21 protein-coding genes are annotated in these 23,952 nt (G+C 46.3%); 20 read left to right on the top strand and 1 reads right to left on the bottom strand.

All coding sequences use genetic code 11. The features are described 5' to 3' along the window. The first annotated feature begins 121 nt into the window (after nucleotides 1-121). From ACNQGS_RS03270 to pyrG, 7 genes are all read left to right on the top strand, one after another. Nucleotides 122-1,252 (top strand): acyl-CoA dehydrogenase, encoded by a 1,131-nt coding sequence (locus ACNQGS_RS03270; protein WP_491486191.1) that lies wholly within the window; start codon nucleotides 122-124, stop codon nucleotides 1,250-1,252. A gap of 276 nt (nucleotides 1,253-1,528) precedes the next feature. Then, nucleotides 1,529-2,668, top strand: coding sequence for an acyl-CoA dehydrogenase (locus ACNQGS_RS03265; RefSeq protein ID WP_491486102.1), 1,140 nt, complete (start codon nucleotides 1,529-1,531; stop codon nucleotides 2,666-2,668). Nucleotides 2,669-2,812: 144 nt separating this feature from the next. Then, complete coding sequence (locus ACNQGS_RS03260) at nucleotides 2,813-3,445, top strand: TetR/AcrR family transcriptional regulator (protein ID WP_491486101.1); 633 nt, start codon at nucleotides 2,813-2,815, stop codon at nucleotides 3,443-3,445. A gap of 45 nt (nucleotides 3,446-3,490) precedes the next feature. Then, complete coding sequence (gene icmF / locus ACNQGS_RS03255) at nucleotides 3,491-6,751, top strand: fused isobutyryl-CoA mutase/GTPase IcmF (RefSeq protein WP_491486100.1); 3,261 nt, start codon at nucleotides 3,491-3,493, stop codon at nucleotides 6,749-6,751. Nucleotides 6,752-6,886: 135 nt separating this feature from the next. Continuing rightward, on the top strand, nucleotides 6,887-7,084 hold the full coding sequence (locus tag ACNQGS_RS03250) for a hypothetical protein (protein WP_423800130.1): 198 nt from the start codon (nucleotides 6,887-6,889) through the stop codon (nucleotides 7,082-7,084). Nucleotides 7,085-7,217: 133 nt separating this feature from the next. Continuing rightward, nucleotides 7,218-7,808 carry a DNA-directed RNA polymerase subunit delta gene (rpoE, locus tag ACNQGS_RS03245; protein WP_491486099.1) on the top strand — a complete coding sequence of 197 codons (591 nt, stop codon included), beginning with the start codon at nucleotides 7,218-7,220 and terminating at the stop codon, nucleotides 7,806-7,808. 265 nt (nucleotides 7,809-8,073) lie between these two features. Then, nucleotides 8,074-9,669 carry a CTP synthase gene (gene pyrG / locus ACNQGS_RS03240; protein ID WP_491486098.1) on the top strand — a complete coding sequence of 532 codons (1,596 nt, stop codon included), beginning with the start codon at nucleotides 8,074-8,076 and terminating at the stop codon, nucleotides 9,667-9,669. Between the two features lie 199 nt (nucleotides 9,670-9,868). Here the strand turns inward: pyrG and ACNQGS_RS03235 are convergent, their stop codons facing one another. Further along, on the bottom strand, nucleotides 9,869-10,399 hold the full coding sequence (locus ACNQGS_RS03235; protein WP_491486097.1) for a DUF2529 domain-containing protein: 531 nt from the start codon (nucleotides 10,397-10,399) through the stop codon (nucleotides 9,869-9,871). Nucleotides 10,400-10,582: 183 nt separating this feature from the next. On the opposite strand from ACNQGS_RS03235, the gene ACNQGS_RS03230 reads away from it, so the two are divergent. From ACNQGS_RS03230 to ACNQGS_RS03170, 13 genes are all read left to right on the top strand, one after another. Beyond that, the gene (locus ACNQGS_RS03230; protein WP_491486096.1) at nucleotides 10,583-10,954 is read left to right on the top strand and encodes a response regulator; all 372 of its coding nucleotides are present in this window, start codon (nucleotides 10,583-10,585) and stop codon (nucleotides 10,952-10,954) included. A 371-nt stretch (nucleotides 10,955-11,325) separates the two neighbouring features. Next, nucleotides 11,326-12,180, top strand: coding sequence for a class II fructose-bisphosphate aldolase (locus tag ACNQGS_RS03225; RefSeq protein ID WP_491486095.1), 855 nt, complete (start codon nucleotides 11,326-11,328; stop codon nucleotides 12,178-12,180). A 106-nt stretch (nucleotides 12,181-12,286) separates the two neighbouring features. Continuing rightward, nucleotides 12,287-12,937 carry a fructose-6-phosphate aldolase gene (fsa, locus tag ACNQGS_RS03220; protein WP_213147959.1) on the top strand — a complete coding sequence of 217 codons (651 nt, stop codon included), beginning with the start codon at nucleotides 12,287-12,289 and terminating at the stop codon, nucleotides 12,935-12,937. 335 nt (nucleotides 12,938-13,272) lie between these two features. Continuing rightward, on the top strand, nucleotides 13,273-14,559 hold the full coding sequence (murA, locus tag ACNQGS_RS03215) for a UDP-N-acetylglucosamine 1-carboxyvinyltransferase (RefSeq protein ID WP_378586571.1): 1,287 nt from the start codon (nucleotides 13,273-13,275) through the stop codon (nucleotides 14,557-14,559). Between the two features lie 58 nt (nucleotides 14,560-14,617). After that, complete coding sequence (gene glpX / locus ACNQGS_RS03210; protein WP_213147961.1) at nucleotides 14,618-15,577, top strand: class II fructose-bisphosphatase; 960 nt, start codon at nucleotides 14,618-14,620, stop codon at nucleotides 15,575-15,577. Between the two features lie 290 nt (nucleotides 15,578-15,867). Next, nucleotides 15,868-17,133: a transcription termination factor Rho gene (rho, locus tag ACNQGS_RS03205; protein ID WP_491486190.1), complete on the top strand. Its 1,266-nt coding sequence runs from the start codon at nucleotides 15,868-15,870 to the stop codon at nucleotides 17,131-17,133. A 202-nt stretch (nucleotides 17,134-17,335) separates the two neighbouring features. Beyond that, nucleotides 17,336-17,545 carry a 50S ribosomal protein L31 gene (gene rpmE / locus ACNQGS_RS03200; RefSeq protein ID WP_213147963.1) on the top strand — a complete coding sequence of 70 codons (210 nt, stop codon included), beginning with the start codon at nucleotides 17,336-17,338 and terminating at the stop codon, nucleotides 17,543-17,545. A gap of 268 nt (nucleotides 17,546-17,813) precedes the next feature. Then, a complete protein-coding gene (locus ACNQGS_RS03195; protein WP_213147964.1) occupies nucleotides 17,814-18,425 on the top strand; it encodes a thymidine kinase in 612 nt (203 codons plus the stop codon). Between the two features lie 216 nt (nucleotides 18,426-18,641). Next, entirely contained in the window at nucleotides 18,642-19,133 is a 492-nt protein-coding gene (locus ACNQGS_RS03190) for a hypothetical protein (protein WP_491486094.1), read from the top strand. A 631-nt stretch (nucleotides 19,134-19,764) separates the two neighbouring features. After that, the gene (prfA, locus tag ACNQGS_RS03185) at nucleotides 19,765-20,838 is read left to right on the top strand and encodes a peptide chain release factor 1 (RefSeq protein WP_491486093.1); all 1,074 of its coding nucleotides are present in this window, start codon (nucleotides 19,765-19,767) and stop codon (nucleotides 20,836-20,838) included. Then, nucleotides 20,831-21,700 carry a peptide chain release factor N(5)-glutamine methyltransferase gene (prmC, locus tag ACNQGS_RS03180; RefSeq protein ID WP_491486189.1) on the top strand — a complete coding sequence of 290 codons (870 nt, stop codon included), beginning with the start codon at nucleotides 20,831-20,833 and terminating at the stop codon, nucleotides 21,698-21,700. The genes prfA and prmC overlap by 8 nt, the downstream gene beginning before the upstream one ends. A 180-nt stretch (nucleotides 21,701-21,880) precedes the next feature. Then, complete coding sequence (gene spoIIR / locus ACNQGS_RS03175) at nucleotides 21,881-22,846, top strand: stage II sporulation protein R (protein WP_491486092.1); 966 nt, start codon at nucleotides 21,881-21,883, stop codon at nucleotides 22,844-22,846. Nucleotides 22,847-23,348: 502 nt separating this feature from the next. Beyond that, the gene (locus ACNQGS_RS03170) at nucleotides 23,349-23,795 is read left to right on the top strand and encodes a GNAT family N-acetyltransferase (protein WP_491486091.1); all 447 of its coding nucleotides are present in this window, start codon (nucleotides 23,349-23,351) and stop codon (nucleotides 23,793-23,795) included. Nucleotides 23,796-23,952: the final 157 nt, after the last annotated feature.

Genomic DNA, 23,952 nt, shown 5'->3' with positions numbered 1-23,952 from the left:
ATAGCAGTAGGGGTCTTAAAAATAGGGGTAGCAAGATTCAAGCAAAGAATACAGAATCCTCGAGAAAGGGGCATTAAAAATGAGTTCGGTCACACTACTTTCTCCAAAAGGGGAGTTCAGCATGAATCTAACATTCACACAAGAGCAAGAAATGATGCGCAAAATGGTGCGCGACTTTGCCGCCATTGAAGTAGCGCCGTTTATAGAAAAAATGGAAAAAGGAGAGTTCCCACGTGAAATTCTCCGCAAAATGGGCGGGCTTGGCCTGATGGGCATCCCGGTTCCAGAGCAATATGGCGGCGCTGAGATGGATTTCACCTCCTATATCATCGCCATCAACGAGCTTTCTAAGGTCAGTGCGACAATGGGCGTGATTTTGTCGGTGCACACTTCTGTGGGCACGAACCCGATTCTTTACTTTGGAACGGAGGAGCAGAAGCAAAAGTACGTACCAAAGCTGGCCGCTGGTGAATACTTAGGCGCTTTCTGTTTAACGGAGCCGAGCGCCGGGTCGGATGCCGCCAGCATGAAGTCGAGGGCGGTTTGCGACGGCGGCCATTATGTGATTAACGGTTCCAAGGTCTTCATTACCAATGGCGGCGAGGCTGATGTTTACATTGTTTTTGCAAAAACAACTCCTGAATTGGGAGCTAAAGGCGTGTCTGCCTTTATTGTGGAAAAAAATACCCCCGGACTTGTGATTGGCAAGGACGAGAAGAAAATGGGCCTGCATGGCTCGAGAACGGTGCAGCTTACTTTTGAGGATATGCGCGTTCCGGCTGAGAACCTGCTTGGTGCTGAGGGCGAAGGTTTTAAAATTGCGATGGCGAACCTCGATGCCGGCCGCATCGGAATTGCCGCCCAGGCGCTTGGAATTGCTGAAGCCGCACTGTCGGCCGCAACCGAATATGCGAAGGGGCGCCATCAGTTTGGGAAACCGATTGCCGCCCAGCAAGGGATCGGATTTAAGCTTGCTGATATGGCGACGAATGTGGAGGCTGCTAGATTACTAGTCTACCGAGCAGCTGATTTGCGTGGACAGGGCTTGAAATGCGGCAAGGAAGCGTCGATGGCGAAGCTTTTTGCAACAAGAACAGCGGTTGAGGTTGCGACTGAAGCAATCCAGGTCTTCGGAGGCTACGGCTATACCGAGGATTATCCAGTTGAGCGCTACTTCCGCGATGCCAAGGTGACGGAGATTTATGAGGGAACGAGCGAGATTCAGAGGATTGTGATTAGCAAGCATCTGTAATTTCTTTATATTTCCAATAAATGTTGAGAGACTGCTAATTTTTGTAGTGGAATCTTAAAAAAATGTCGTGAGAGGGTCCGAATACGTCGTGAGAATCTTGCGTTTGTAAGTATTATCCAAATTTTGTTTTGAAACACCTCACAATTGTCGTGAGAACGCTGAATGATGTCGTGAAGCGCTCTAAATTTGTCGTGAACTACACAAATTGTGTCGTGAACAGTATAAAGCTTGTACCAGGATACCTATCAATTTTCATAATCAAGGAGGATACCCAAAATGAACTTCAAATTAACCGAAGAACATGAAATGATTCGCAAAATGGTGCGCGACTTTGCGCAGAACGAGATTGCTCCAACGGCTGCTGAGCGTGATGAGGAAGAGCGCTTTGACCGGGAGATTTTTGACAAAATGGCGGAGCTTGGCTTAACGGGAATTCCATGGCCGGAAGAGTACGGCGGCATCGGCAGCGATTATCTTGCTTACTGTATCGCGGTTGAAGAGCTTTCCCGCATCGATTCATCAGTCGGGGTTACCCTTTCCGCACACACATCTCTTGCCAGCTGGCCAATTTACAAGTTCGGTAATGAAGAGCAAAAGCAAAAATACCTTCGTCCGCTGGCTGAAGGTTCAAAAATCGGAGCTTATGGCTTAACCGAGCCAGGCAGCGGCTCTGACGCAGGCGGGATGAGAACGACGGCACGCCTTGAGGGCGACCACTACGTGCTGAACGGTTCAAAAATTTTCATTACTAATGGCGGTGAGGCCGACATTTATGTCGTATTTGCACTAACCGATCCATCCAACAAGCAGCGCGGTACAACAGCATTTATCGTTGAAAAAGATTTCGCGGGATTCTCTGTTGGGAAAAAAGAAAAGAAACTGGGCATTCGTTCATCACCGACAACAGAAATTATTTTTGAAGATTGCAAGGTTCCGGTTGAAAATAGACTTGGCGAAGAGGGTGAAGGCTTTAAAGTGGCGATGATGACACTTGATGGCGGCCGCAACGGCATCGCGGCGCAGGCAGTCGGTATTGCCCAAGGCGCGCTTGATGCAGCAGTTGACTATGCGAAGGAACGCGTTCAGTTCGGCAAGCCAATCGCCGCCAACCAAGGCATCAGCTTCAAGCTTGCCGATATGGCGACAAACATTGAAGCAGCAAGACTATTAACCTATCAGGCAGCATGGCTTGAGTCCAACGGTCTTCCTTATGGTAAGGAGTCCGCTATGTCTAAACTGTTTGCAGGCGATACAGCGATGAAGGTAACAACAGAAGCAGTTCAGGTGTTCGGCGGCTACGGCTATACGAAGGATTATCCGGTCGAACGCTTCATGCGTGATGCAAAAATCACGCAAATTTACGAGGGCACTCAGGAAATTCAGCGCCTTGTTATTTCTAGAATGATTACGAAGTAAAACGAAAAGCGGAAGCGCCTTGACCGGGGGCGACAGGCATAAGACGAGCCGGCGAGAAGGCTGCTTTTTAGCCTTCTTGACGGATTGGCTGTAGACCTTCGAGCCCCTAGGCGCTGTAGCTAGACAAGGAGCGGTTCGAGCGCGATGAATAAACGGGAGGTTCAGGCCTCGGTCAAAGACGAACGCCTTGTGCAAAAAAGGCGTGATCAAATGATCAAAGGGGCCGTTGCACTTTTTAAAGAAAAGGGGTTTCATCGGACAACGACCCGGGAAATTGCCAGAGCGGCGGGCTTTAGCATCGGGACGTTGTACGAGTACATCCGGACGAAGGAAGATATTTTATATCTGGTGTGCGACAGCATCTATGATCATGTGAAGGAGCAGCTCGAGGAGAACCTTGATCACAAGCAAGGGACATTAGAGAGCTTAAAAGTGGGAATCTCAAACTTCTTCCATGTTATGGATGAATTGCAGGACGAAATCCTCGTCATGTATCAGGAAGTAAAATCCTTATCCAAGGACGCCCTTCCATATGTGTTAAAGAAGGAATTAGAGATGGTCGCCATGTTTGAAAATATGCTCCATAAATGTGTGGAGAACGGCGAACTTGAGATGTCAGAAAAACAAATCAAAATCATCGCCCACGATATTTTTGTCCAGGGGCAAATGTGGGGCTTCCGCCGCTGGGCGCTCCGGAAGCTGTTTACGCTGGACGAATACATTGAATTGCAGACGGAGTTTATTTTTAAAGGGCTTGGGGTAAAAAGGGACGGTTAAAAGAAGTAATTCAAGAATTTAAAAAAACAAGGGGGCTAAATTGAGATGAGTACAACCGGAAAATATCAGCCGAAGCATCATATTCGCTTTGTGACCGCGTCGAGTTTGTTTGACGGACATGATGCTTCCATCAATATCATGCGGCGCATCCTTCAATCAAGCGGAGCCGAGGTTATTCACCTTGGCCACAACCGCTCGGTCGAGGAGGTTGTCAACGCCGCCATCCAGGAAGATGCCCAGGGCATTGCGATTTCCTCTTATCAAGGAGGGCACGTTGAATACTTTAAATACATGTATGACCTATTAAAAGAAAAAGGCGCATCGCATATCCGCATTTATGGCGGCGGCGGGGGCGTCATCATCCCAAGAGAAATCAATGAACTCCAAGAGTACGGCATTGCCGGCATCTTCTCGCCAGAAGACGGCCGAAAGCTCGGGTTGCAGGGAATGATCGACCTAATGATTCAAGAGTGTGATTTTTCAACGGTTGCTTCAGAAAATATCCCAGAGCAAATCGAAAAGCTGCCGACGGGCGACACGAATGCCGTTGCCAAGCTGATTACAATTGCGGAAAATCATGTTGACCAAAAAAATGAGGCGGCTGCCACGGCTGAGCAGGTTCTTGAAAAAGTGAAGGAGCTTGAGAAGTCGATTCCGGTTATCGGGATCACCGGTACGGGCGGGGCCGGAAAAAGCTCGCTGACCGACGAATTGATTCGCCGTTTTATCAACGAGTTTCCAGCCAAAAAGGTTGCTATCCTTTCGGTTGACCCAACCAAGCAAAAAACGGGCGGGGCGTTACTTGGCGACCGAATCCGTATGAATGCGATTTTTTCGCCAAACGTCTATATGCGCAGCTTGGCAACCCGTGCATCAAGGAGCGAATTGTCGCTGGCCATTAAAGACGCCGTAGCGGTCACGAAGGCAGCCGGATTTGACTTGGTCATCGTCGAAACGAGCGGAATCGGCCAGGGCGACGCCGGCATCACGGAAATTTGCGATGTTGCCATGTACGTGATGACCAGCGAGTTCGGGGCGCCGTCCCAGCTGGAGAAAATCGACATGATTGACTTTGCCGACCTGATTGTCATCAATAAATTTGAGCGTAAGGGCTCCGAGGACGCGAAGCGCCAGGTGCAGAAGCAGTACCAGCGCAGCCATATGCTTTTTGAAAAAGATCCATCGGAAATGCCGGTGTACGGCACAATCGCCAGCCAGTTCCATGACCCTGGCACGAACGCCCTGTTTGCAGCCCTCGTTGAAAAAATCAATGAAAAAGCGGCGACCAATTGGGTGACATCATACAGCAAAGAGGCGAAGGTCGAAAAGCAAAACATCATCATTCCGACGGACCGCCGCTATTACTTAAGGGAAATTTCCGAAACTGTCCGCGGCTACCATAAAAAGGCGGAGCAGCAAGCAAATATTTCCCGGAAATTATTCCAGCTTGAAGGCGCCATTGAAGCGGTGAAGGATCAGCCAGAAGTCGTTGCAGCCCTTGAAGCGGTTAAACAGCAAACCGAAGCGCAGCTGACACCTGAGTCGAAGCTTATCTTGGACGGTTGGGAACAAACAAAAGCAGCTTACACAGCTGACAAATTCGTTACCAGAATCCGCGACAAAGAGATCATTACCATTTTAAAAGCAAAGAGCTTATCAGGGCTTGATATTCCAAAAGTGGCCCTGCCGAAATACAAGGATTACGGTGAAATCCTGCGCTGGGTGTATCGTGAGAACCTGCCGGGCTCCTTCCCGTACACAGCAGGCGTATTCCCGTTCAAGCGTGAAGGGGAGGATCCAAAACGCCAGTTTGCCGGCGAAGGCACACCGGAACGGACGAACCGCCGTTTCCACTATTTATCGAAGGACGATTCGGCAAAACGCTTAAGTACGGCGTTTGACTCAGTAACCCTATACGGCGAAGACCCGGATTACCGTCCCGACATTTACGGTAAAGTCGGCGAAAGCGGCGTCAGCGTTTGTACGTTAGACGATATGAAAAAGCTGTACGATGGCTTCGACCTCTGTCATCCGTCAACATCCGTATCGATGACGATCAATGGTCCGGCACCAATCATCCTGGCGATGTTCATGAACACGGCAATTGACCAGCAGGTGAAACGTAAAGAAGCTGAACTAGGCCGCGTTCTGACCGTCGAAGAATTTGCCCAAGTCCGCGCCTACACGCTGAAAACCGTCCGCGGTACAGTTCAGGCTGATATTTTAAAAGAAGACCAGGGCCAAAATACATGTATTTTTTCAACAGAATTTGCTTTAAGGATGATGGGCGATATCCAGCAATATTTCATCGATCATCAGGTTCGTAACTACTATTCCGTGTCGATTTCCGGCTATCATATTGCCGAAGCGGGAGCGAACCCGATTTCACAGCTGGCATTCACTTTGTCTAATGGCTTTACCTACGTTGAGTACTATTTAAGCCGCGGCATGAACATTGATGACTTCGCTCCGAACCTGTCGTTCTTCTTCTCGAATGGTTTGGATCCGGAGTACACCGTGATTGGCCGGGTGGCCCGCCGCATTTGGGCAACTGTCATGCGTGACAAGTATGGTGCCAACGAGCGCAGCCAAAAGCTGAAGTATCATGTGCAGACATCGGGCCGTTCACTGCACGCGCAGGAAATCGATTTTAATGATATCCGCACCACACTTCAGGCATTGATGGCGCTGCAAGATAACTGCAACTCGCTGCATACGAATGCATATGATGAGGCGATTACGACACCGACCGAGGAATCGGTCCGTCGGGCAATGGCGATTCAGATGATTATCACTAAGGAGCACGGCTTGACGAAGAATGAAAATCCGCTTCAGGGCTCTTTTATCGTAGAAGAGCTGACTGATTTAGTTGAAGAAGCGGTGCTTCAAGAATTCGAACGGCTGAATGACCGCGGCGGCGTCCTAGGCGCAATGGAAACTCAGTACCAGCGCGGCAAGATTCAGGATGAGTCGATGCACTATGAAATGTTAAAACATACGGGCGAACTGCCGATTATCGGGGTAAATACGTATTTGAATCCAAATCCTCCATCCGAGGAAGCGATTGATAATATGGAATTGGCTCGGGCGACGACGGAGGAGAAAGAGCTGCAGATTCACAATTTGCGTGCCTTCCAGGATGCGCACGCAGCAGAATCCGATGCAGCGCTGAAGCGGTTGAAGGAAGCGGCCACAAGCGGCGGCAACATCTTTGCCGAACTTATGGAAACCGTCAAAGTCGCCAGTCTCGGCCAAATCACACGCGCTCTATACGAAGTAGGCGGACAGTATCGCCGTAATATGTAATGAATGGGGACGTTAATTAAAAGGGGGGCACTCCCCCTTTTTTCGTTCCTTAAAAAATATTTTCCAATATTATGATATATCCTATATAATCAATATAGTATTTTACCTCCAGAGGTTATGGGCAGGTGTCAGCTTATGAGAGTAAATCATATAATCATGGTTTTAATAATTACAGCCTGGCCGTTATATTATCTTTATGAACTGCAACTAGGTGCTGTTTCGTTCCTGTTGCTGGCCATCTTCTTTTTGTACATATCTCTTAAAGAGCTAAAAATAGTAAGAGAACAGATTAAAAAGGATGAAGAGAAGCCAAAAAAGGAAAAAATCAAGTAAAACAAACAGCTAGAACTAGCATAAACCTCTAGAATTTGTTTATAATGAGGAATATGCGTTTTTAAGGAAAAACTTTGAAATAGCCGTTATTCACTCTACTAAGAGTGTTAAATAGAGAAAGGAAGTGCCGATATTGAGTTTAGCAATGTACTCAAAAGAGGAGCTGCAAGAGTTATCGCTCATCGAAATGGCTTATGAATTTATGAAAAATAGTAAGCAGCCAGTCGCCTTCGCCGATTTAGTGAAGGAAATTACCAAGGCTGCGGGTATTTCTGAATCAGAAATGCGTGCTCGTCTGGCACAGTTTTACACCGATCTAAATATCGATGGCCGATTCTTGACTTTAGGTGAAAACCGCTGGGGACTTCGCGTTTGGTATCCGGTTGATACCCAAGAGGAAGAAGTTGTCGCAGTCGTCAAATCGAAGAAGAAGAAGAAGAAGGTTGTCGAAGACGAGGATATCGATGAAATCGACGAATTTGAAGAACTCGATGACGAAGACTACGACGATGTCGACGACTTTGAAGAGGAAGATGATCTCCTTGACGATGAAGAGGAGAACCTTGACGAGATTGATGAAATCGACGACGAATTCGAAGATGAAGATGACGTTCTTGAGGATGAAGAAGAACTTGAATTCGAAGATGATGAAGAACTTGAAGATGACCTAGAAGAGGAAGAAGAACTTGAACTAGAAGATGAGGAAGAGGACGAGGATCTCTAATCTTAAACATCTCATCTCGGGATGAATAGGCTTGACTTTTTCATCAGCCCCTTGTATCATCTTGTTTGGGCTCCTTAAAAAGGACCATTCGAACGAATGTATACGCGCTCCCTTACAATGCGTAAGAGGAGCGCTTTTTATTTTGATAAAAACCCAGCTTTTATGGGGTTTTTTATTTTTTGGAGCAGCAGAAAAATAATTTTTGCAAAAATACCCTTTAACATTCTGAATAATGCACAAACTGTATCTGAGGGGGAATATTTACATGACAAAGTATATTTTTGTAACTGGCGGTGTTGTTTCATCGCTTGGAAAAGGGATTACCGCCGCATCTTTAGGACGCTTATTGAAAAATCGCGGCTTAAGCGTGACCACTCAAAAATTAGACCCGTACATCAACGTTGACCCGGGAACAATGAGCCCGTATCAACACGGCGAAGTGTTCGTAACCGATGATGGTGCGGAAACCGATTTGGATTTGGGCCACTATGAGCGTTTTATTGATATTAACGTAAACAAGTACAGCAACGTGACAACTGGAAAAATTTATTCCACTGTCCTTCGCAAAGAGCGCCGCGGTGACTATCTTGGCGCAACCGTGCAAGTTATTCCGCACATTACTAACGAAATCAAGGACCGTGTCTTCCGTGCCGGCAAAGAAACAAATGCCGATGTGGTAATTACGGAAATCGGCGGTACTGTCGGTGACATCGAGTCCCTGCCGTTTTTAGAAGCAATCCGTCAAATTAAAAGCGATATTGGCAGTGAAAACGTCATGTATATTCACTGTTCACTTGTTCCTTATATTAAAGCGGCTGGTGAAATGAAGACAAAGCCAACCCAGCACAGCGTAAAAGAGCTGCGCAGCCTTGGCATTCAGCCTAATATTATTGTTGTTCGTACTGAAATGGAAATTTCGCAGGATATGAAAGATAAACTAGCGTTATTCTGTGATATTGATGCAAAAGCAGTGATCGAGTGCCGTGATGCCGATACGCTATACTCCATTCCACTTGCTTTGCAGGAGCAAAACATGGACCAAATCGTTTGCGACCATTTGAAGCTGCAAACTGGGGAAGCGGATATGACTGAATGGAAAGCACTAGTTGACCGTGTGCTGAATCTTGCCAATAAGACTCGTATCGGATTAGTCGGTAAATACGTGGAACTTCAGGATGCCTATATTTCCGTAGTTGAAGCGTTGAAACATGCTGGTTACGCGTTTGATTCCGATGTAGAAATTAAGTGGATTAATGCTGAAGAAGTGACTAGCGAAAATGTGGTGGAACTTCTTGATGATGTAGACGGAGTGCTGATTCCAGGCGGATTCGGCGACCGCGGTGTCGAAGGAAAAATTGAAGCGATCCGCTATGCACGTGAGTCCAAAAAGCCATTGCTTGGCATCTGCTTAGGCATGCAGCTGGCGACCATTGAATTCGCCCGCAACGTAATTGGTTACAAGGATGCTCATTCTTCTGAGTTCGTACCGGAAACACAGCATCCAATCATCGACTTGCTTCCAGAGCAGAAGGATGTTGAGGATTTGGGCGGAACGTTACGTCTTGGTCTGTACCCTTGCCGTGTTGTTGAGGGAACAAAAGCCCATGAAGCGTACGAAAATAATGTCGTTTACGAGCGCCATCGTCATCGTTATGAGTTCAACAATCATTATCGTCAAGAAATGGAAGAGGCAGGCTTTGTCTTCTCAGGGACAAGCCCAGACGGCCGTTTAGTGGAAATCATTGAGTTGAAGGATCACCCATGGTTTGTGGCATCCCAGTTCCATCCGGAATTCATCTCTAGACCAAACCGCCCGCAGCCTTTGTTCCGTGACTTTATTAAGGCTACTTTACAGAAATAATTTTTTGAAATAATAAGACCAGTTATCCGGGCGCGGGACTGGTCTTTGTTTTTTGGTTAAAAATGGGCGGTTGGCGAGTAAAATGAGGAATTTGGCGAGTAAAAGTTAAAAATGAGCGAGTAAATCATGAAATCTGGCGAGTAAATTTCAATTTTAAGCCAGTAAATCAAAACGGCCCTTATTACAAGGACCGTTTCGCTTACATTTCGTATTCCGCCAAGATCTCTTCAATCGTAAATTTCAATCCGTAGTACACAAACAAGGCTGCCATCGAGGACGGATAGCCAATTCGGTTCCCAAACTCGTCTGGCAGCAAGCCTTTTGTCAGTCGCAAATCAATATGAACATCAGCAATTTCTGATAACCCACCCTCAGAATCATCCATCACAGTCGAAATAGCCACGAACGGAATTCCTTTTTCCTGAAGTTGACTCGCAATTGACAAAGCTGCCTCATCCGCAGAAGTACGCGCGAAAATCAATACACGATCGGCGATATCCAGGTCAGTCGCAGACTCCATCAGCAAAGCTTTCGCTGATTTTAAAGGCTCAGCGCCATCCACAGCTTCAGCTGAAACAGCCTTCATTTCTTTTTCACCATAAATATAAATAGAGCCGTCGCCGACAGGGGCCTGGGCAAGCAGGCGGGCCGCATCCTCAAACGCAAACTCTTCTTTTTCCTCTATTCTTTTAAATAAACCCATTAATTGAGTAGTGAACATTTTTAACATAAAAACCCTCCTCATATGCACTAATATTATAGACCTTTTTATAAAAATGCCAAAATAAATAAATTTCCATAAAATAACATGAACAGTTTCTAAAAATGATGCAGGATTTTTTCCTCGAGAAGGAGAATTTAATAATGATATATACATATTGAATCTATTAAATGAGGGAAGAGGTGTGGAAGAATGAAGGAGAAAATTTTAATCGTTGACGACCAGTTCGGCATCCGCATTTTATTGAATGAGGTTTTTCAAAAAGAAGGGTATCAGACCTTTCAGGCTGCCAACGGAGTGCAGGCGCTGGAGATTGTGAAAACACATGACCCGGACCTCGTGCTGTTGGATATGAAAATTCCAGGCATGGACGGGATTGAAATTTTAAAAAGAATGAGAGTGCTCGACCCGGACATTCGCGTCATTATCATGACCGCTTACGGCGAACTGGACATGATTCAGGAAGCAAAAGACCTTGGCGCCATCACCCACTTTGCCAAGCCGTTTGACATCGACGACATTCGCGCTGCCGTCAGAAAACATATCCCGCAAAAAACGAATTAATATATTTTTGAAAAAAAGCAGCGTCATATCGTTTGCTTTTTTTCAGCTAATAAGAAAGTATAAACTTTCTGTCGAAAGCTTTATACTTTCTTAACGCATAAGTGCAACTACGCCTCTGTCTTCGCCCTTAGGGGCTCGCCAATCGGCGAGTTTTCTTTATCCAGCGGAATGACGACGTTTTCATTATGACACTTTTACAAAACGCTGTTAGATTAATAGCAATTCTTACTTTCTTTTGATATGATACATAGTGAAAATTTGATTGGCTGCTATCTTTTGGAAACGATACATAATCAGCCATATGGTGGGAAAAATCAATATGGATAAACTCATTTCCGAAAGATACCGACCGAATTTAAGGAGGAAGAGATATGCCATTAGTTTCCATGAAAGAAATGCTCAACAAAGGTAAAGCAGAAGGCTATGCTGTAGGGCAATTTAACATCAATAACTTAGAATTCACACAAGCTATTCTTCAAGCTGCTCAAGAAGAGAATTCACCTGTAATCCTTGGTGTCTCTGAAGGCGCTGGCCGTTACATTGGCGGATTCAAAACCGTTGTAAAAATGGTAGAAGGCTTAATGGAAGATTATAAAATTACGGTACCAGTGGCTATTCACCTTGATCACGGTTCAAGTTTTGAAAAATGTAAAGAAGCAATTGATGCAGGTTTTACATCTGTTATGATCGATGCTTCACACCACCCATTCGAAGAGAACGTGGAAATTACTAAAAAGGTAGTAGACTACGCTCATTCAAAAGGTGTTTCCGTTGAAGCTGAACTAGGAACAGTTGGCGGACAAGAGGACGACGTTTCTGGAAGCATTATCTATGCTGACGCTAACGAGTGTGTTGAATTAGTTAAACGCACAGGTATCGACTGCCTAGCTCCTGCATTAGGTTCAGTACACGGCCCTTATAAAGGCGAACCAAATCTTGGTTTCAAAGAAATGGAAGAAATTGGTAAACTTACTGGTATGCCACTAGTATTACACGGTGGTACTGGAATCCCAACAAAGGACATCCAGCGTTCTGTTTCACTTGGAACTGCAAAAATTAACGTAAACACTGAAAACCAAATTGCTTCTGCAAAAACAGTTCGTGAAGTGCTAGCTGCTAAACCAAACGAGTATGACCCACGCAAATACTTGGGCCCTGCTCGCGATGCCATCAAAGAAACCGTAATTGGCAAAATGCGCGAATTCGGTTCTTCAGGCAAAGCCTAAAAAGCACTTTTTTGTAGTTATGATAAAATAAACCGCCCTACCAATAGGGCGGTTTCCGTGTGTTCAAAGTATATAGAAAATTTAGGCAAAAATGGAGGAGAGCAACATGAAATTTTTTATTGATACAGCCAACCTGGAAGAAATCCGCGAAGCGCATGACCTTGGTTTATTAGCAGGTGTTACGACAAACCCATCCCTTGTGGCTAAAGAAAAAGGCGTTTCTTTTCACGATCGTTTAAAAGAAATTACCGCCCTTGTTCCTGGTTCTGTTAGTGCAGAAGTAATCGCCCTTGATGCTGAAGGCATGATCAAAGAAGGCCTCGAGCTTGCTGCCATCGCACCAAATATCACCGTCAAAGTTCCAATGACTCCAGACGGCCTGAAAGCGGTCCATGCTTTTTCAAAAAAAGGCATTAAAACAAACGTAACTTTAATCTTCAACGCGAACCAAGCTCTGCTTGCTGCCCGCGCCGGTGCAACCTATGTATCTCCATTCTTAGGAAGACTGGATGATATCGGCCAAAACGGCTTAGACTTAATTTCCACGATTGCTGACATTTTCGCCGTTCATGACATTAAAACGGAAATCATCGCGGCATCTATCCGCCACCCGCTGCATGTTACGGAGGCAGCATTAAGAGGCGCGCATATCGCGACCATTCCTTACAAAGTATTGATGGGACTTACTCAGCACCCACTAACAGACAAAGGGATCGAAGCTTTCTTGAAAGATTGGAATAACCGCCAAGAAGCCTAAGATTTTTATGGAAATTTCTGTCTTTCCAAAATGATGGAATCCCTGCAAAAAAGGCATAATGGTTCCGCCGTTTTTCCATTTTCGTGTAAATTTTTTTATTTGTCATACATGAAAATATAATTTTCGTGTAAACTATAAATTAGACAACCTGTCGGAATTTGACTTATAATGTTGGAAAAATATACCTGTGGCCTTATTTTGGTTTAAAGGTGCTTTTTTTCGGGCAGTCTGCTAGAAAAGCTCGGTGAAAAAACAGACTTGTGTCACGTTCAAAAAAGTACCATTCCATTCAATCGATAAATCAATTTTTATATAGGCTTAGAAGGGAGTCGAAAATGGAAAAACTTAAAATTGCGGGCGGATATCCATTAAAGGGAACTGTAAGGGTCAGCGGTGCCAAAAATAGTGCTGTTGCCCTTATACCTGCGACGATTTTAGCGGAATCACCCGTTACAATCGAAGGACTGCCTGATATTTCCGATGTTGAAATTTTAAAGGACTTGCTTGAGGAAATTGGCGGCACAGTGAATATTACAGACGATGAAATGACGGTCGACCCATCGGCAATGATCTCCATGCCGCTGCCAAACGGCAAAGTTAAAAAGCTGCGCGCTTCTTATTATTTAATGGGCGCGATGCTCGGCCGCTTCAAAAAGGCAGTGATTGGTCTGCCCGGCGGCTGTCACTTAGGACCAAGACCGATTGACCAGCATATCAAAGGCTTTGAAGCGCTTGGTGCTCAAATCACGAACGAGCAGGGAGCTATTTATCTGCGCGCGGACGAGCTTCGCGGCGCCCGGATTTATTTGGACGTCGTCAGTGTCGGAGCAACGATTAATATCATGCTGGCAGCGGTAAGAGCGAAAGGCAGAACGATAATTGAAAACGCCGCCAAAGAGCCGGAAATCATTGATGTTGCGACCTTGCTCACGAATATGGGTGCGAAAATCAAAGGGGCCGGAACTGATGTCATCCGGATTGACGGGGTGGACAGCCTGCACGGCTGCAGACACACCATCATTCCAGACCGGATTGAGGCCGGAACCTATATGATTCTTGGCGCAGCAATGGGCGAGGGCGTGCTGATTGATAACGTGATTCCGCAGCACTTGGAATCGTTGATTGCTAAGCTTCGCGAGATGGGCGTGAATATCGAATCCGGCGATGATCAGGTGTTTGTTAACGGCCCTTCGAACCTGAAAGCTGTTGATATCAAAACGCTTGTTTATCCGGGTTTTCCAACCGACCTGCAGCAGCCATTTACAGCCTTGTTAACAAAGGCAGCGGGCTCAAGTGTGGTAACTGACACTATTTATGGTGCCCGTTTTAAGCATATTGATGAGTTAAGAAGAATGAACGCCAACATTAAAGTGGAGGGACGCTCTGCTATTATCAACGGACCAATCCAGCTCCACGGGGCCAAAGTCAAGGCGAGTGACCTTCGTGCCGGTGCAGCGCTGTTCATTGCTGGTTTGATGGCGGAAGGAATCACCGAAGTAACCGGTCTCGACCACATCGACCGCGGCTACAGCAACCTGGTCGAAAAATTAAACGGCCTCGGCGCCACTGTCTGGCGGGAGGCATTAACGCAGGAAGAATTAGAGCACCTTAAAAACACATAATGAGATATACTTATGAAGAAACGAAGTCTCATCAGAAAAAAATGGGGGATGGAGAACAATGGAAAGAAGTTTAACGATGGAGCTTGTCCGGGTAACTGAAGCAGCAGCGCTTGCTTCCGCACGCTGGATGGGCCGCGGTAAAAAAGACGAAGCAGATGGAGCAGCCACTTCGGCGATGCGCGATGTGTTTGACACCATTCCGATGAAAGGAACTGTTGTCATCGGTGAAGGGGAAATGGACGAAGCGCCAATGCTTTATATTGGAGAAAAGCTTGGGAATGGCTACGGGCCTCGTGTCGATGTTGCCGTTGACCCGCTTGAAGGTACCAATATTTTGGCGTCCGGCGGCTGGAATGCATTAGCTGTTCTCGCTGTGGCTGACCATGGCTGCCTGCTCCATGCTCCAGATATGTATATGGAAAAAATTGCAGTCGGGCCGGAAGCAGTTGGGCTAATTGATATCGACGCTCCTGTCATTGATAACCTGAAGGCTGTCGCGAAAGCAAAGAATAAAGACATTCAAGACGTGGTAGCGACTGTGCTGAACCGTCCGCGCCACGAGCATATCATTGCCCAAATTCGTGAAGCGGGTGCCCGCATTAAACTGATTAATGACGGTGATGTGGCCGGGGCCATCAATACTGCTTTTGATAATACCGGTGTTGATATTCTGTTCGGTTCGGGTGGTGCACCGGAGGGTGTTATTTCAGCAGTCGCCTTGAAATGCCTTGGCGGTGAACTGATTGGCAAATTGCTGCCGCAAAATGATGCTGAGCTTGAACGCTGTAAAAAGATGGGCTTGGACGTAAGCCGCATTCTCCGCATGGAGGACTTGGTCAAAGGTGACGACGCTATCTTTACGGCAACAGGCGTAACGGACGGGGAACTGTTGCGCGGTGTCCAGTTCAAGGGCTCTCATGCTTCGACCCATTCTGTTGTTATGCGGGCAAAGTCAGGAACTGTTCGTTTCATCGACGGCCGACACAGCCTAAACAAAAAACCAAATTTAGTACTATAGGTAGCGAACATCGGGTGGTGCCTTCCACCACCCGAAATTTGCAGAAATCTCCCCATTCTCCATGAGGATTCCTTCCAGAAAATATTTCCAATAAGGGATGTTTAAAAAATAAGTTGATTAACTTTTCGCTGAGAGGGTAAAATAGAGATTGTTTTATCATGCAAGTTTTCTGCCAATCTATTCATTTCTATCAACTTCTATTCATTTCCTCAATTCTATTATCTTACTATCATTTCTCGCTCCTAATTACAGCGGATATGAAGGAAAAATTTAAAAGCGTGGTGTACACATTGGAATTAACGATTTCAAGTTTAGAAAATATGAAGCTGAAGGAGCTTTATGAGCTTGCGCGCGAATATAAAGTGACCTATTACAGCAAATTAACGAAAAAAGAATTGATTTTTGCAATTTTAAAATCCCGTGCCGAGCAGCAGGGCTATTTCTTCATGGAAGGCGTTCTGGAAATCATCCAGTCAGAAGGCTTCGGCTTCCTGCGCCCAATCAACTATTCGCCAAGCTCGGAGGATATTTATATTTCGGCATCGCAGATTCGCCGTTTCGACCTTAGAAATGGGGACAAGGTATCGGGTAAGGTTCGTCCGCCAAAGGAAAATGAGCGTTATTTCGGATTGCTTCATGTAGAAGCCGTTAACGGAGAAGATCCGGAATCTGCGAAAGAACGCGTCTACTTCCCGGCATTGACACCTTTATATCCGAACCGGATGATGAGGCTCGAAACAACTCAAAAAGCCTTATCAACGAGGATTATGGACCTTGTGGCACCGGTCGGTTTTGGCCAGCGTGGTCTGATTGTTGCGCCTCCAAAAGCTGGTAAAACAATGCTTCTGAAGGAAATTGCTAACAGCGTTACCACAAACCACCCGGATGTCGAGTTAATCGTGCTGTTAATTGATGAGCGTCCGGAAGAGGTGACCGACATTGAGCGTTCTGTTGCCGGAGATGTGGTCAGTTCGACGTTTGATGAGGTTCCCGAGAACCATATCAAGGTTGCTGAGCTTGTTCTGGACCGGGCAATGCGTCTTGTTGAGCACAAACGTGATGTTGTTATCTTGATGGATAGTATTACGCGTTTGGCTCGTGCCTATAACCTAGTGATTCCGCCAAGCGGCCGGACGTTGTCCGGTGGTATTGACCCGGCTGCGTTCCACCGTCCGAAGCGTTTCTTCGGGGCGGCCCGTAATATTGAAGAGGGCGGCAGCTTAACGATCCTAGCGACGGCGCTGGTTGACACCGGTTCGCGTATGGATGACGTCATTTATGAAGAATTTAAGGGTACCGGTAACATGGAACTGCACCTTGACAGACAGCTTGCAGAACGCCGTGTGTTCCCTGCGCTTGATATCCGCCGTTCCGGAACGCGTAAGGAAGAGCTTCTTATTCCGAAGGATCATCTTGACAAACTTTGGGCAATCCGCAAATCTATGTCAGATTCACCGGATTTTGCCGAGCGTTTCTTGAAAAAGTTACGTCAGACGAAGTCCAACCAGGAGTTTTTCGATCAGCTTGGTGAAGAGCTTAAGGCGCGCCGCTCTTAGGTTTTGAGTTTGGGGCGAGGTCTCGAGCGAACCCGATATTTTGGTTTTGTTTTTTCAAAAAGGCTGAAAATCCCAGCTTGCAAACAATTAGTCTGGCTGTTATAATGTGGTCAGTGTGTTTTTTGTAATTCTGTGACTTGTTTAGACAAGCACTGTATATAACTCTGTTTCGAATGATTCAGGGCGGAAGGAGATGAAAAGAATGAAAGCAGGAATTCATCCAAATTTTAAAAAAGTAATGGTGACATGCGCATGCGGCAACACTTTCGAAAGCGGTTCTGTAAAGAACGAGATCCGCGTTGAAACTTGCTCTGAGTGCCACCCATTCTATACTGGTCGTCAAAAATTCGCTGAAGCAGGCGGACGTGTTGACCGTTTCAACAAAAAATACGGTCTTAAGACACAAGAATAATGTGAAACTTCCATCAGTGGAGACTTCGCTAGAACGTGCTGCGTAGATTCCACTGATGGTTAGTTGAACTTATCGGGCTTTTACGGGCAGTTGCGACCGAAGGGAGTTACTGCGCGTTAAAGCGGGATAAATACTCGCGCAAAAGACAGGCAAGATGCAACATTGGCTTGCCTGTTTTTTATTGGCTAAATGGCCAGTTTTCTTTAAAATAAATGATTTTGTATATGATAAATAGAGATGGTTTCGTTTGAGGAAGGAGACGCCGTTAATGTATGTTATGACGCAAAGCGGATGGGTTGAGGTTATCTGCGGCAGTATGTTTTCTGGAAAATCAGAGGAGTTAATTCGGCGGGTGCGGCGTGCTCAGTTTGCTAAACAAAAAATAGCTGTATTTAAACCGAAAATCGATAATCGCTATCATGACCAGTCTGTTGTTTCCCATAATGGCACTTCTTTTGAGGCGAAGCCGATTTCCCATTCGATTGAGATTTTGCATCATGTGGAAGCGGATATGGATATTGTCGCAATTGATGAGGCGCAGTTTTTCGATGAAGGCATCGTAAGAGTTGTCCAACAGCTGGCAGATTCCGGCCACCGCGTGATTGTCGCGGGGCTTGATCAGGATTTCCGCGGCGAGGCGTTCGGACAAATGCCGAAGCTGATGGCGATTGCCGAGTCAGTGACAAAGCTGCAGGCTGTTTGTGCTGTTTGCGGATCACCGGCAAGCAGGACGCAGCGTTTGATTGACGGACATCCGGCTTCCTACCATGATCCGGTGATTTTGGTTGGTGCCTCTGAAGCATATGAGCCGCGCTGTCGTCATCATCATGAAGTGCCTAGGACTGCGGCGGTGCGCCAGGCGGTTGAAGAGGGCGTATAAGTTTAGGTTTTGATTTTTGAAGGGGGTGTTCAGGGTTGCCATGTTTGCGTGGTGCCGGGCACCTTTTTGTTGTTTTTAGGAGTCTGGCGGCAATGGCTGGGTAGAGTGACAGGTATTTATGTGAAATTTCGTAAAGGTGCCTGTCGCCTTTTGCTGTATTAAGACTGTGTTTAAGGTTGGAAAGAATTCACTCGGGGATGGTGCGTGTGGCAGGGCATGCTAGTACCATGGAGGTGTAATTCGATGAAAAAGTGGATGTTTCTTGTCGGTGTCATGCTTTTGTTGGCGACGGGCTGCCAAAATGGCCGTAGTGCTGATGATGATGCGGCTAATGACTTGCGCGGCGACCGACAGACGAGGAATCTTGTGTCCAATCACGATATCAACGACCAACATATGGTCGAGGACGATGTGACCAATCAAAACCCGAACTTCCTTGACCTGACGGGGACTGGAAGCGGCAGCGAAGCCGGTGCTAACAACCAGGGCAACGATATCGCCAAAGCTAAGCAGGTGATTGCCAATACGCATGAATTTGTGACGGATTCTGTTTGGATTAATGGCGACAGAATGTGGGTGAAGGTTCACAAAAAAGGGATGCTTTCCGGCGGTGACAAACGGAATGCGGAAGCCCGCTTGCATAAGAAACTGATGCGTGCCTTGCCGCGTTATAATATTGAAGTTAATGTACAGGAAGATAGGAGATAATGGGCATGCTCTGGGGACCAGGGCATGCTTTTTTGATGTGATGTGTATATTTAGAGATTTTAGAGGTATTTTATAGAGTTAAATAAGGGGGTTTTTTTAAAAAGGTATCTTGCTCGCTTGATTTAGGGATTTACTGGTCTGATTTGGCGGTTTACTCGCCCAAATTTAGGATTTACTCGTCATTTTTATCTATTTACTCGCCAACTTTTAAAATTTACTCGCCAACTAACACAATTTTGATATTGGAAGGCCTCTTTTGCACCCTTTTGATGCACGAGAACCTTACCCGCGCATCAAAATTCTATTTGGATATACTTTCCGATATGGGGCGTTTACTTTCCAATTCAGAGTGGGTACTTTCCAATTTGCGATTTTACTTACATCTTTTGAACAAATACTTTCCAAATTTCCTATTTTACTTTCCTGGAGTATCAATTAGGATACGATACAGAAATTGTGAGGCATGAGAACCGTCCCTGTGCATCAAATTGTGAGGCACGAGAACCGTCCCCATGCATCACATTGACGGGGGTTTTTAGCTATACTATAATTAGAATGTTATGGACAATTTTCGGCCCGGTGTTGCGGGTGTTTAGATAGAAGTTTTGAATTTAATTTGAGGTGAATGACTGTGTTTGATCGTCTACAATCGGTAGAGGACCGTTATGAGCGGCTTAATGAGCTGCTAAGCGATCCGGAAATTATAAATGATTCTAAAAAGCTTCGTGATTATTCGAAGGAACAGGCGGACCTGCAGGAGACTGTGCAAGCGTACCGCCAGTATAAGGAAGCGAAAGCCCAGCTACAGGACGCAAAGGCGATGCTTGAGGACAAGCTTGATGCGGACATGCGCGAAATGGTTAAGGAAGAGGTCAGTGAGCTGGAGACGCAGATTGAAGAGCTTGAAGGCAATCTGAAGATTTTACTTGTTCCGAAGGACCCTAACGATGACAAGAACGTTATCATGGAAATCCGCGGCGCAGCGGGCGGCGAAGAGGCAGCTTTGTTTGCCGGTACGCTATATCGCATGTACTCACGATATGCGGAAGCGCAGGGCTGGAAGACGGAAGTGATTGATGCCAACGAGACTGGACTTGGCGGCTTTAAAGAGATTATTTTTATGATTACAGGCCATGGCGCGTTTTCTAAATTGAAATTTGAAAATGGCGCTCACCGGGTGCAGCGTGTACCGGAAACCGAGTCCGGCGGCCGAATTCACACATCAACTGCTACGGTGGCATCCCTACCGGAAGTCGAAGAATTTGATATTGAGATTCATGATAAAGACATCCGTTTTGATACGTTTGCATCAAGCGGTGCGGGCGGACAGAGCGTTAATACAACAATGTCAGCGGTTCGTTTGACGCACATTCCAACCGGTATTGTTGCAACATCTCAGGACGAACGTTCGCAGCATAAGAACAAGGATAAAGCGATGAAAATTCTGCGTGCACGGGTTTACGATAAATTCCAGCAGGAAGCCCAAGCTGAGTATGACCAAGTGCGGAAATCTGCCGTTGGTACCGGTGATCGTTCGGAGCGGATTCGTACGTACAACTATCCGCAAAATCGGGTGACCGACCACCGCATCGGGTTAACAATCCAAAAGCTTGACCAAATTATTGAAGGTAAGCTCGATGAAATTATTGAAGCATTGGTACTCGATGATCAGGCAAGAAGATTGGAAAATGCATCAAATGAGTAAAAAGGTATTCGAAGCTCTGAAATGGGCTTCTTCTTTTTTAGTTGAAGCAGGCCGGGATGAGAATGCGGGGGAATTGCTGCTAAGGCATTTTACCGGGATGACGCGCTCGCAGCTGTTTGCCAATGTGCGCGAGGAGCTGGAGCCTGAAGTGTGGGAGCTTTTTGAAAAAGCGGTCCGCGAACACGCTTCCGGGGTTCCGGTCCAATATATTATGGGCACGGAGGAGTTTTACGGGCGGACCTTTGTGGTTACGCCGGAAGTGCTCATCCCTAGGCCGGAGACGGAGGAGCTGGTCTACGGGACATTGCAGCGGATCCACCGGCTATTTGGCGGGCGTGAAGAAATTAGACTTGCTGATATTGGAACAGGCAGTGGGGCCATCGCTATTACCTTAAAGATGGAACAGCCGTCTTTGAAAGTAACTGCTACCGATATTGCTGAATCCTCTCTAAAGGTGGCGAAGGAGAATGCCCGCCAGCTTGGTGCGGATGTCGAATTCATCCAAGGTGACTTGTTGCAGCCGTTTATGGCGGCCGGTGAAAAGCTAAATGTAGTGGTGTCGAATCCGCCGTATATTCCGGTTGCTGACATGGCTGAGATGTCCGAGGTGGTGACGGATCATGAGCCGCACCGGGCACTCTTCGCAGGAGCGGACGGCTTGGATTTTTACCGCCGTTTTATGGTGGAGCTTCCGCAGGTGCTCGCATCAAGCGCGCTGGTGTGTTTCGAAATCGGGGCCGGTCAGGGCGAAGCGGTAGCGGAGCTTTTTCGAAAAGCATTTGAGAATGTTTTGGTTGAAGTAGTGAATGATATTAATGGCAAGGACCGGATGGTGTTTGCGGAGATTGGCTTCGGGGGTTAAGAACCCGGAGCTTTTTTGGCTAATAAGAAAGTATAAGTGCAACTACGCCTCTGTCTTCGCCCTAAGGGGCTCGCCAATCAGCGAGTTTTCTTTATAACTTAAAAATAGTAAAATTTAATAGTTTAAGATTCTGGCATTTTGTCCACAATGGTAAGGCAAAGGGAAGGGACGGTGCTAGAGATGAGAGGGAAACTGGTAGTTTGGGGATATTTAGTGGTTTTATCGTTAGCGACAATGCTAAATTTATATATGCCAAAAACAGAAGCAGCACAGAAGGAGTCGATTGTGATTCCGGGCGAGGCGATTCGATTAAGGATTTTGGCCAACAGCGATTTTGAAGAGGATCAGGCGATTAAGCGCAAGGTCCGCGATGCAGTGAACGCACAGATTACACTGTGGGTGCAGGATTTAACTTCGATGGAAGAGGCTCGCAAGGTGATCAAGGGCCATTTGCCGGAGATTCAAGGGATTGCGGAAAAAGTGGTGAGCGAATCGGGTTCGGATCAGTCGGTTAACGTAGAGTTTGGCAAGGTGCAGTTTCCGACAAAGCTGTATGGTCAGTTTTTGTATCCTGCAGGAAAGTATCAAGCAGTGTTAATTACGTTGGGCGCGGGTGAAGGGGCAAACTGGTGGTGCGTGCTGTACCCGCCGCTATGCTTCCTAGATTTTTCAAATGGGGTAGCTGTCAGTGAGGGGTTTGAGGAAAAAGAAACGGCTGCTGTTGCTGAAGCGAAAGAGGAAAAGGGAGCTAGTTCTGTCACCCAGGTGAAAGAGAAGCGGTCCGATGTGAAAACAAAGTCTGTGGAAGGAAAAAAGGAAGTGGCTGTTCAGAAAGAGAATACTGAGGTAAAAAAGGTACAAAGGCCGGACTTTGAAGAGACGCGTTCAGTTAAGGATACTGATGATGATATACCTGTGATGAAGAGCAGGGATTTTGAAAAAACGGAAACGGCTGTGGTGAAGAAGCAGCGTTCATCAGAAAAAATGAAAACGGCTGTGGTGGAGGAGCCAGATTCAGAAGAGGCAGAAGTCACTGTGGTTAAGAAACCGGTAAAGAAGGATAAGCCAGTTTACGTTTCGGAAGACGAGCAGCCAGTAAAAGTAAAATTCTTTGTGGTTGAGATGTGGAATAAGCTTTTTAACTAACAGCTCTTTGAGGGGGCTGTTTTTTTGTGTATATGAGGACGAATGGATTGGAAAATTGAGAGGAAGTGTTCTCTTAGAGGGTTCATGAGGACACCTCTGCTTCTTTTTCAAGCGGTTTCGTCCGAAGGTTGGACTGGTTCGGACACTTCTGCCGCTTTTTCAAGTGATTCTGTCCGAAGGTTGGACTGATTCGGACACTTTTGCCGCTTTTTCAAGTGATTTTGTCCGAAGGTTGGACTGGTTCGGACACTTCTGCCGCTTTTTCAAGTGATTCTGTCCGAAGGTTGGACTGGTTCGGACACTTCTGCCGCTTTTTCAAGTGATTCTGTCCGAAGGTGAACTGAGCCGGACATTCCTGACTAAAAATTGAAAGGAGTTGTCCTCATACTCTCTCTCCTAGGTTCGAATGTCCAAAAAATATGCTAGAAATAGCCCCAACCTGTTCTACTTTTTCTATTTTTTCATATTCATAGAGTAGAATCTGAAAAATGGGGTGGATGGGATGCAGGCGTTGATTCGAAAGGCGACTAAAGGGGATTTGGACAGGCTGAAAAGCTTTCTTACGAGGGCTAATCTTGGGACGGATGGACTCAGCGAAGAAACGATAGAATGGTTTTTGTTGCTAGAGGACGAGCAGGGAGAGCTGGTCGGATCGCTTGGAATGGAGGTTTGTGAACAGTTTGGGCTGTTGCGCTCACTGGTGGTCACGGCGGGGCAAGCGGAAAAGGAAATCTTCGTTCTGTTTGACCAAATGGTGAAGCTCGCTAAAGAAAAGGGAATGGAAAGCTTGTTTTTGGCCACAAATAAGGGGGCGGCGTTGCCGTTTTTTGAACTGATGGGGTTTGAGAAGATTGGGCGCGGGGAGCTGCCGGTCGGGTTTTATCAATCTGAGCACATTCGACACGTTTTAAATGTGGATAACTCGTTGTTTTTGAGACTAACGATATAATATTGTGGATATATCGCCAAAGTTATCCACTTTTTCGGGTAAGTTATGCACAATTTGTGGATATCACTTGTGTTTAGGTCTGCCTTCTTTTATACTTTCAAACGTATCATGCGAAAAATATGAGTATATACGCCGAAATTCGTCAAAATTCGATAAA

The sequence above is a fragment of the Neobacillus sp. PVCKKU3 genome (genome assembly GCF_058323225.1).
Note: the sequence above shows the minus strand (reverse complement) of the source record. Positions and strands in the feature narration are given on the sequence as shown.

Coding starts and splice junctions, on each gene's coding strand:
- ACNQGS_RS03195 (WP_213147964.1), top strand. CDS start 17,814: ATGTATGTTATGACGCAAAGCGGATGGGTTGAGGTTATCTGCGGCAGT.
- prmC (WP_491486189.1), top strand. CDS start 20,831: ATGAGTAAAAAGGTATTCGAAGCTCTGAAATGGGCTTCTTCTTTTTTA.
- pyrG (WP_491486098.1), top strand. CDS start 8,074: ATGACAAAGTATATTTTTGTAACTGGCGGTGTTGTTTCATCGCTTGGA.
- fsa (WP_213147959.1), top strand. CDS start 12,287: ATGAAATTTTTTATTGATACAGCCAACCTGGAAGAAATCCGCGAAGCG.
- glpX (WP_213147961.1), top strand. CDS start 14,618: ATGGAAAGAAGTTTAACGATGGAGCTTGTCCGGGTAACTGAAGCAGCA.
- ACNQGS_RS03270 (WP_491486191.1), top strand. CDS start 122: ATGAATCTAACATTCACACAAGAGCAAGAAATGATGCGCAAAATGGTG.
- ACNQGS_RS03225 (WP_491486095.1), top strand. CDS start 11,326: ATGCCATTAGTTTCCATGAAAGAAATGCTCAACAAAGGTAAAGCAGAA.
- ACNQGS_RS03230 (WP_491486096.1), top strand. CDS start 10,583: ATGAAGGAGAAAATTTTAATCGTTGACGACCAGTTCGGCATCCGCATT.
- ACNQGS_RS03170 (WP_491486091.1), top strand. CDS start 23,349: ATGCAGGCGTTGATTCGAAAGGCGACTAAAGGGGATTTGGACAGGCTG.
- spoIIR (WP_491486092.1), top strand. CDS start 21,881: ATGAGAGGGAAACTGGTAGTTTGGGGATATTTAGTGGTTTTATCGTTA.
- ACNQGS_RS03190 (WP_491486094.1), top strand. CDS start 18,642: ATGCTAGTACCATGGAGGTGTAATTCGATGAAAAAGTGGATGTTTCTT.
- icmF (WP_491486100.1), top strand. CDS start 3,491: ATGAGTACAACCGGAAAATATCAGCCGAAGCATCATATTCGCTTTGTG.
- ACNQGS_RS03235 (WP_491486097.1), bottom strand. CDS start 10,399: ATGTTAAAAATGTTCACTACTCAATTAATGGGTTTATTTAAAAGAATA.
- ACNQGS_RS03250 (WP_423800130.1), top strand. CDS start 6,887: ATGAGAGTAAATCATATAATCATGGTTTTAATAATTACAGCCTGGCCG.
- ACNQGS_RS03260 (WP_491486101.1), top strand. CDS start 2,813: ATGAATAAACGGGAGGTTCAGGCCTCGGTCAAAGACGAACGCCTTGTG.
- ACNQGS_RS03265 (WP_491486102.1), top strand. CDS start 1,529: ATGAACTTCAAATTAACCGAAGAACATGAAATGATTCGCAAAATGGTG.
- murA (WP_378586571.1), top strand. CDS start 13,273: ATGGAAAAACTTAAAATTGCGGGCGGATATCCATTAAAGGGAACTGTA.
- rpmE (WP_213147963.1), top strand. CDS start 17,336: ATGAAAGCAGGAATTCATCCAAATTTTAAAAAAGTAATGGTGACATGC.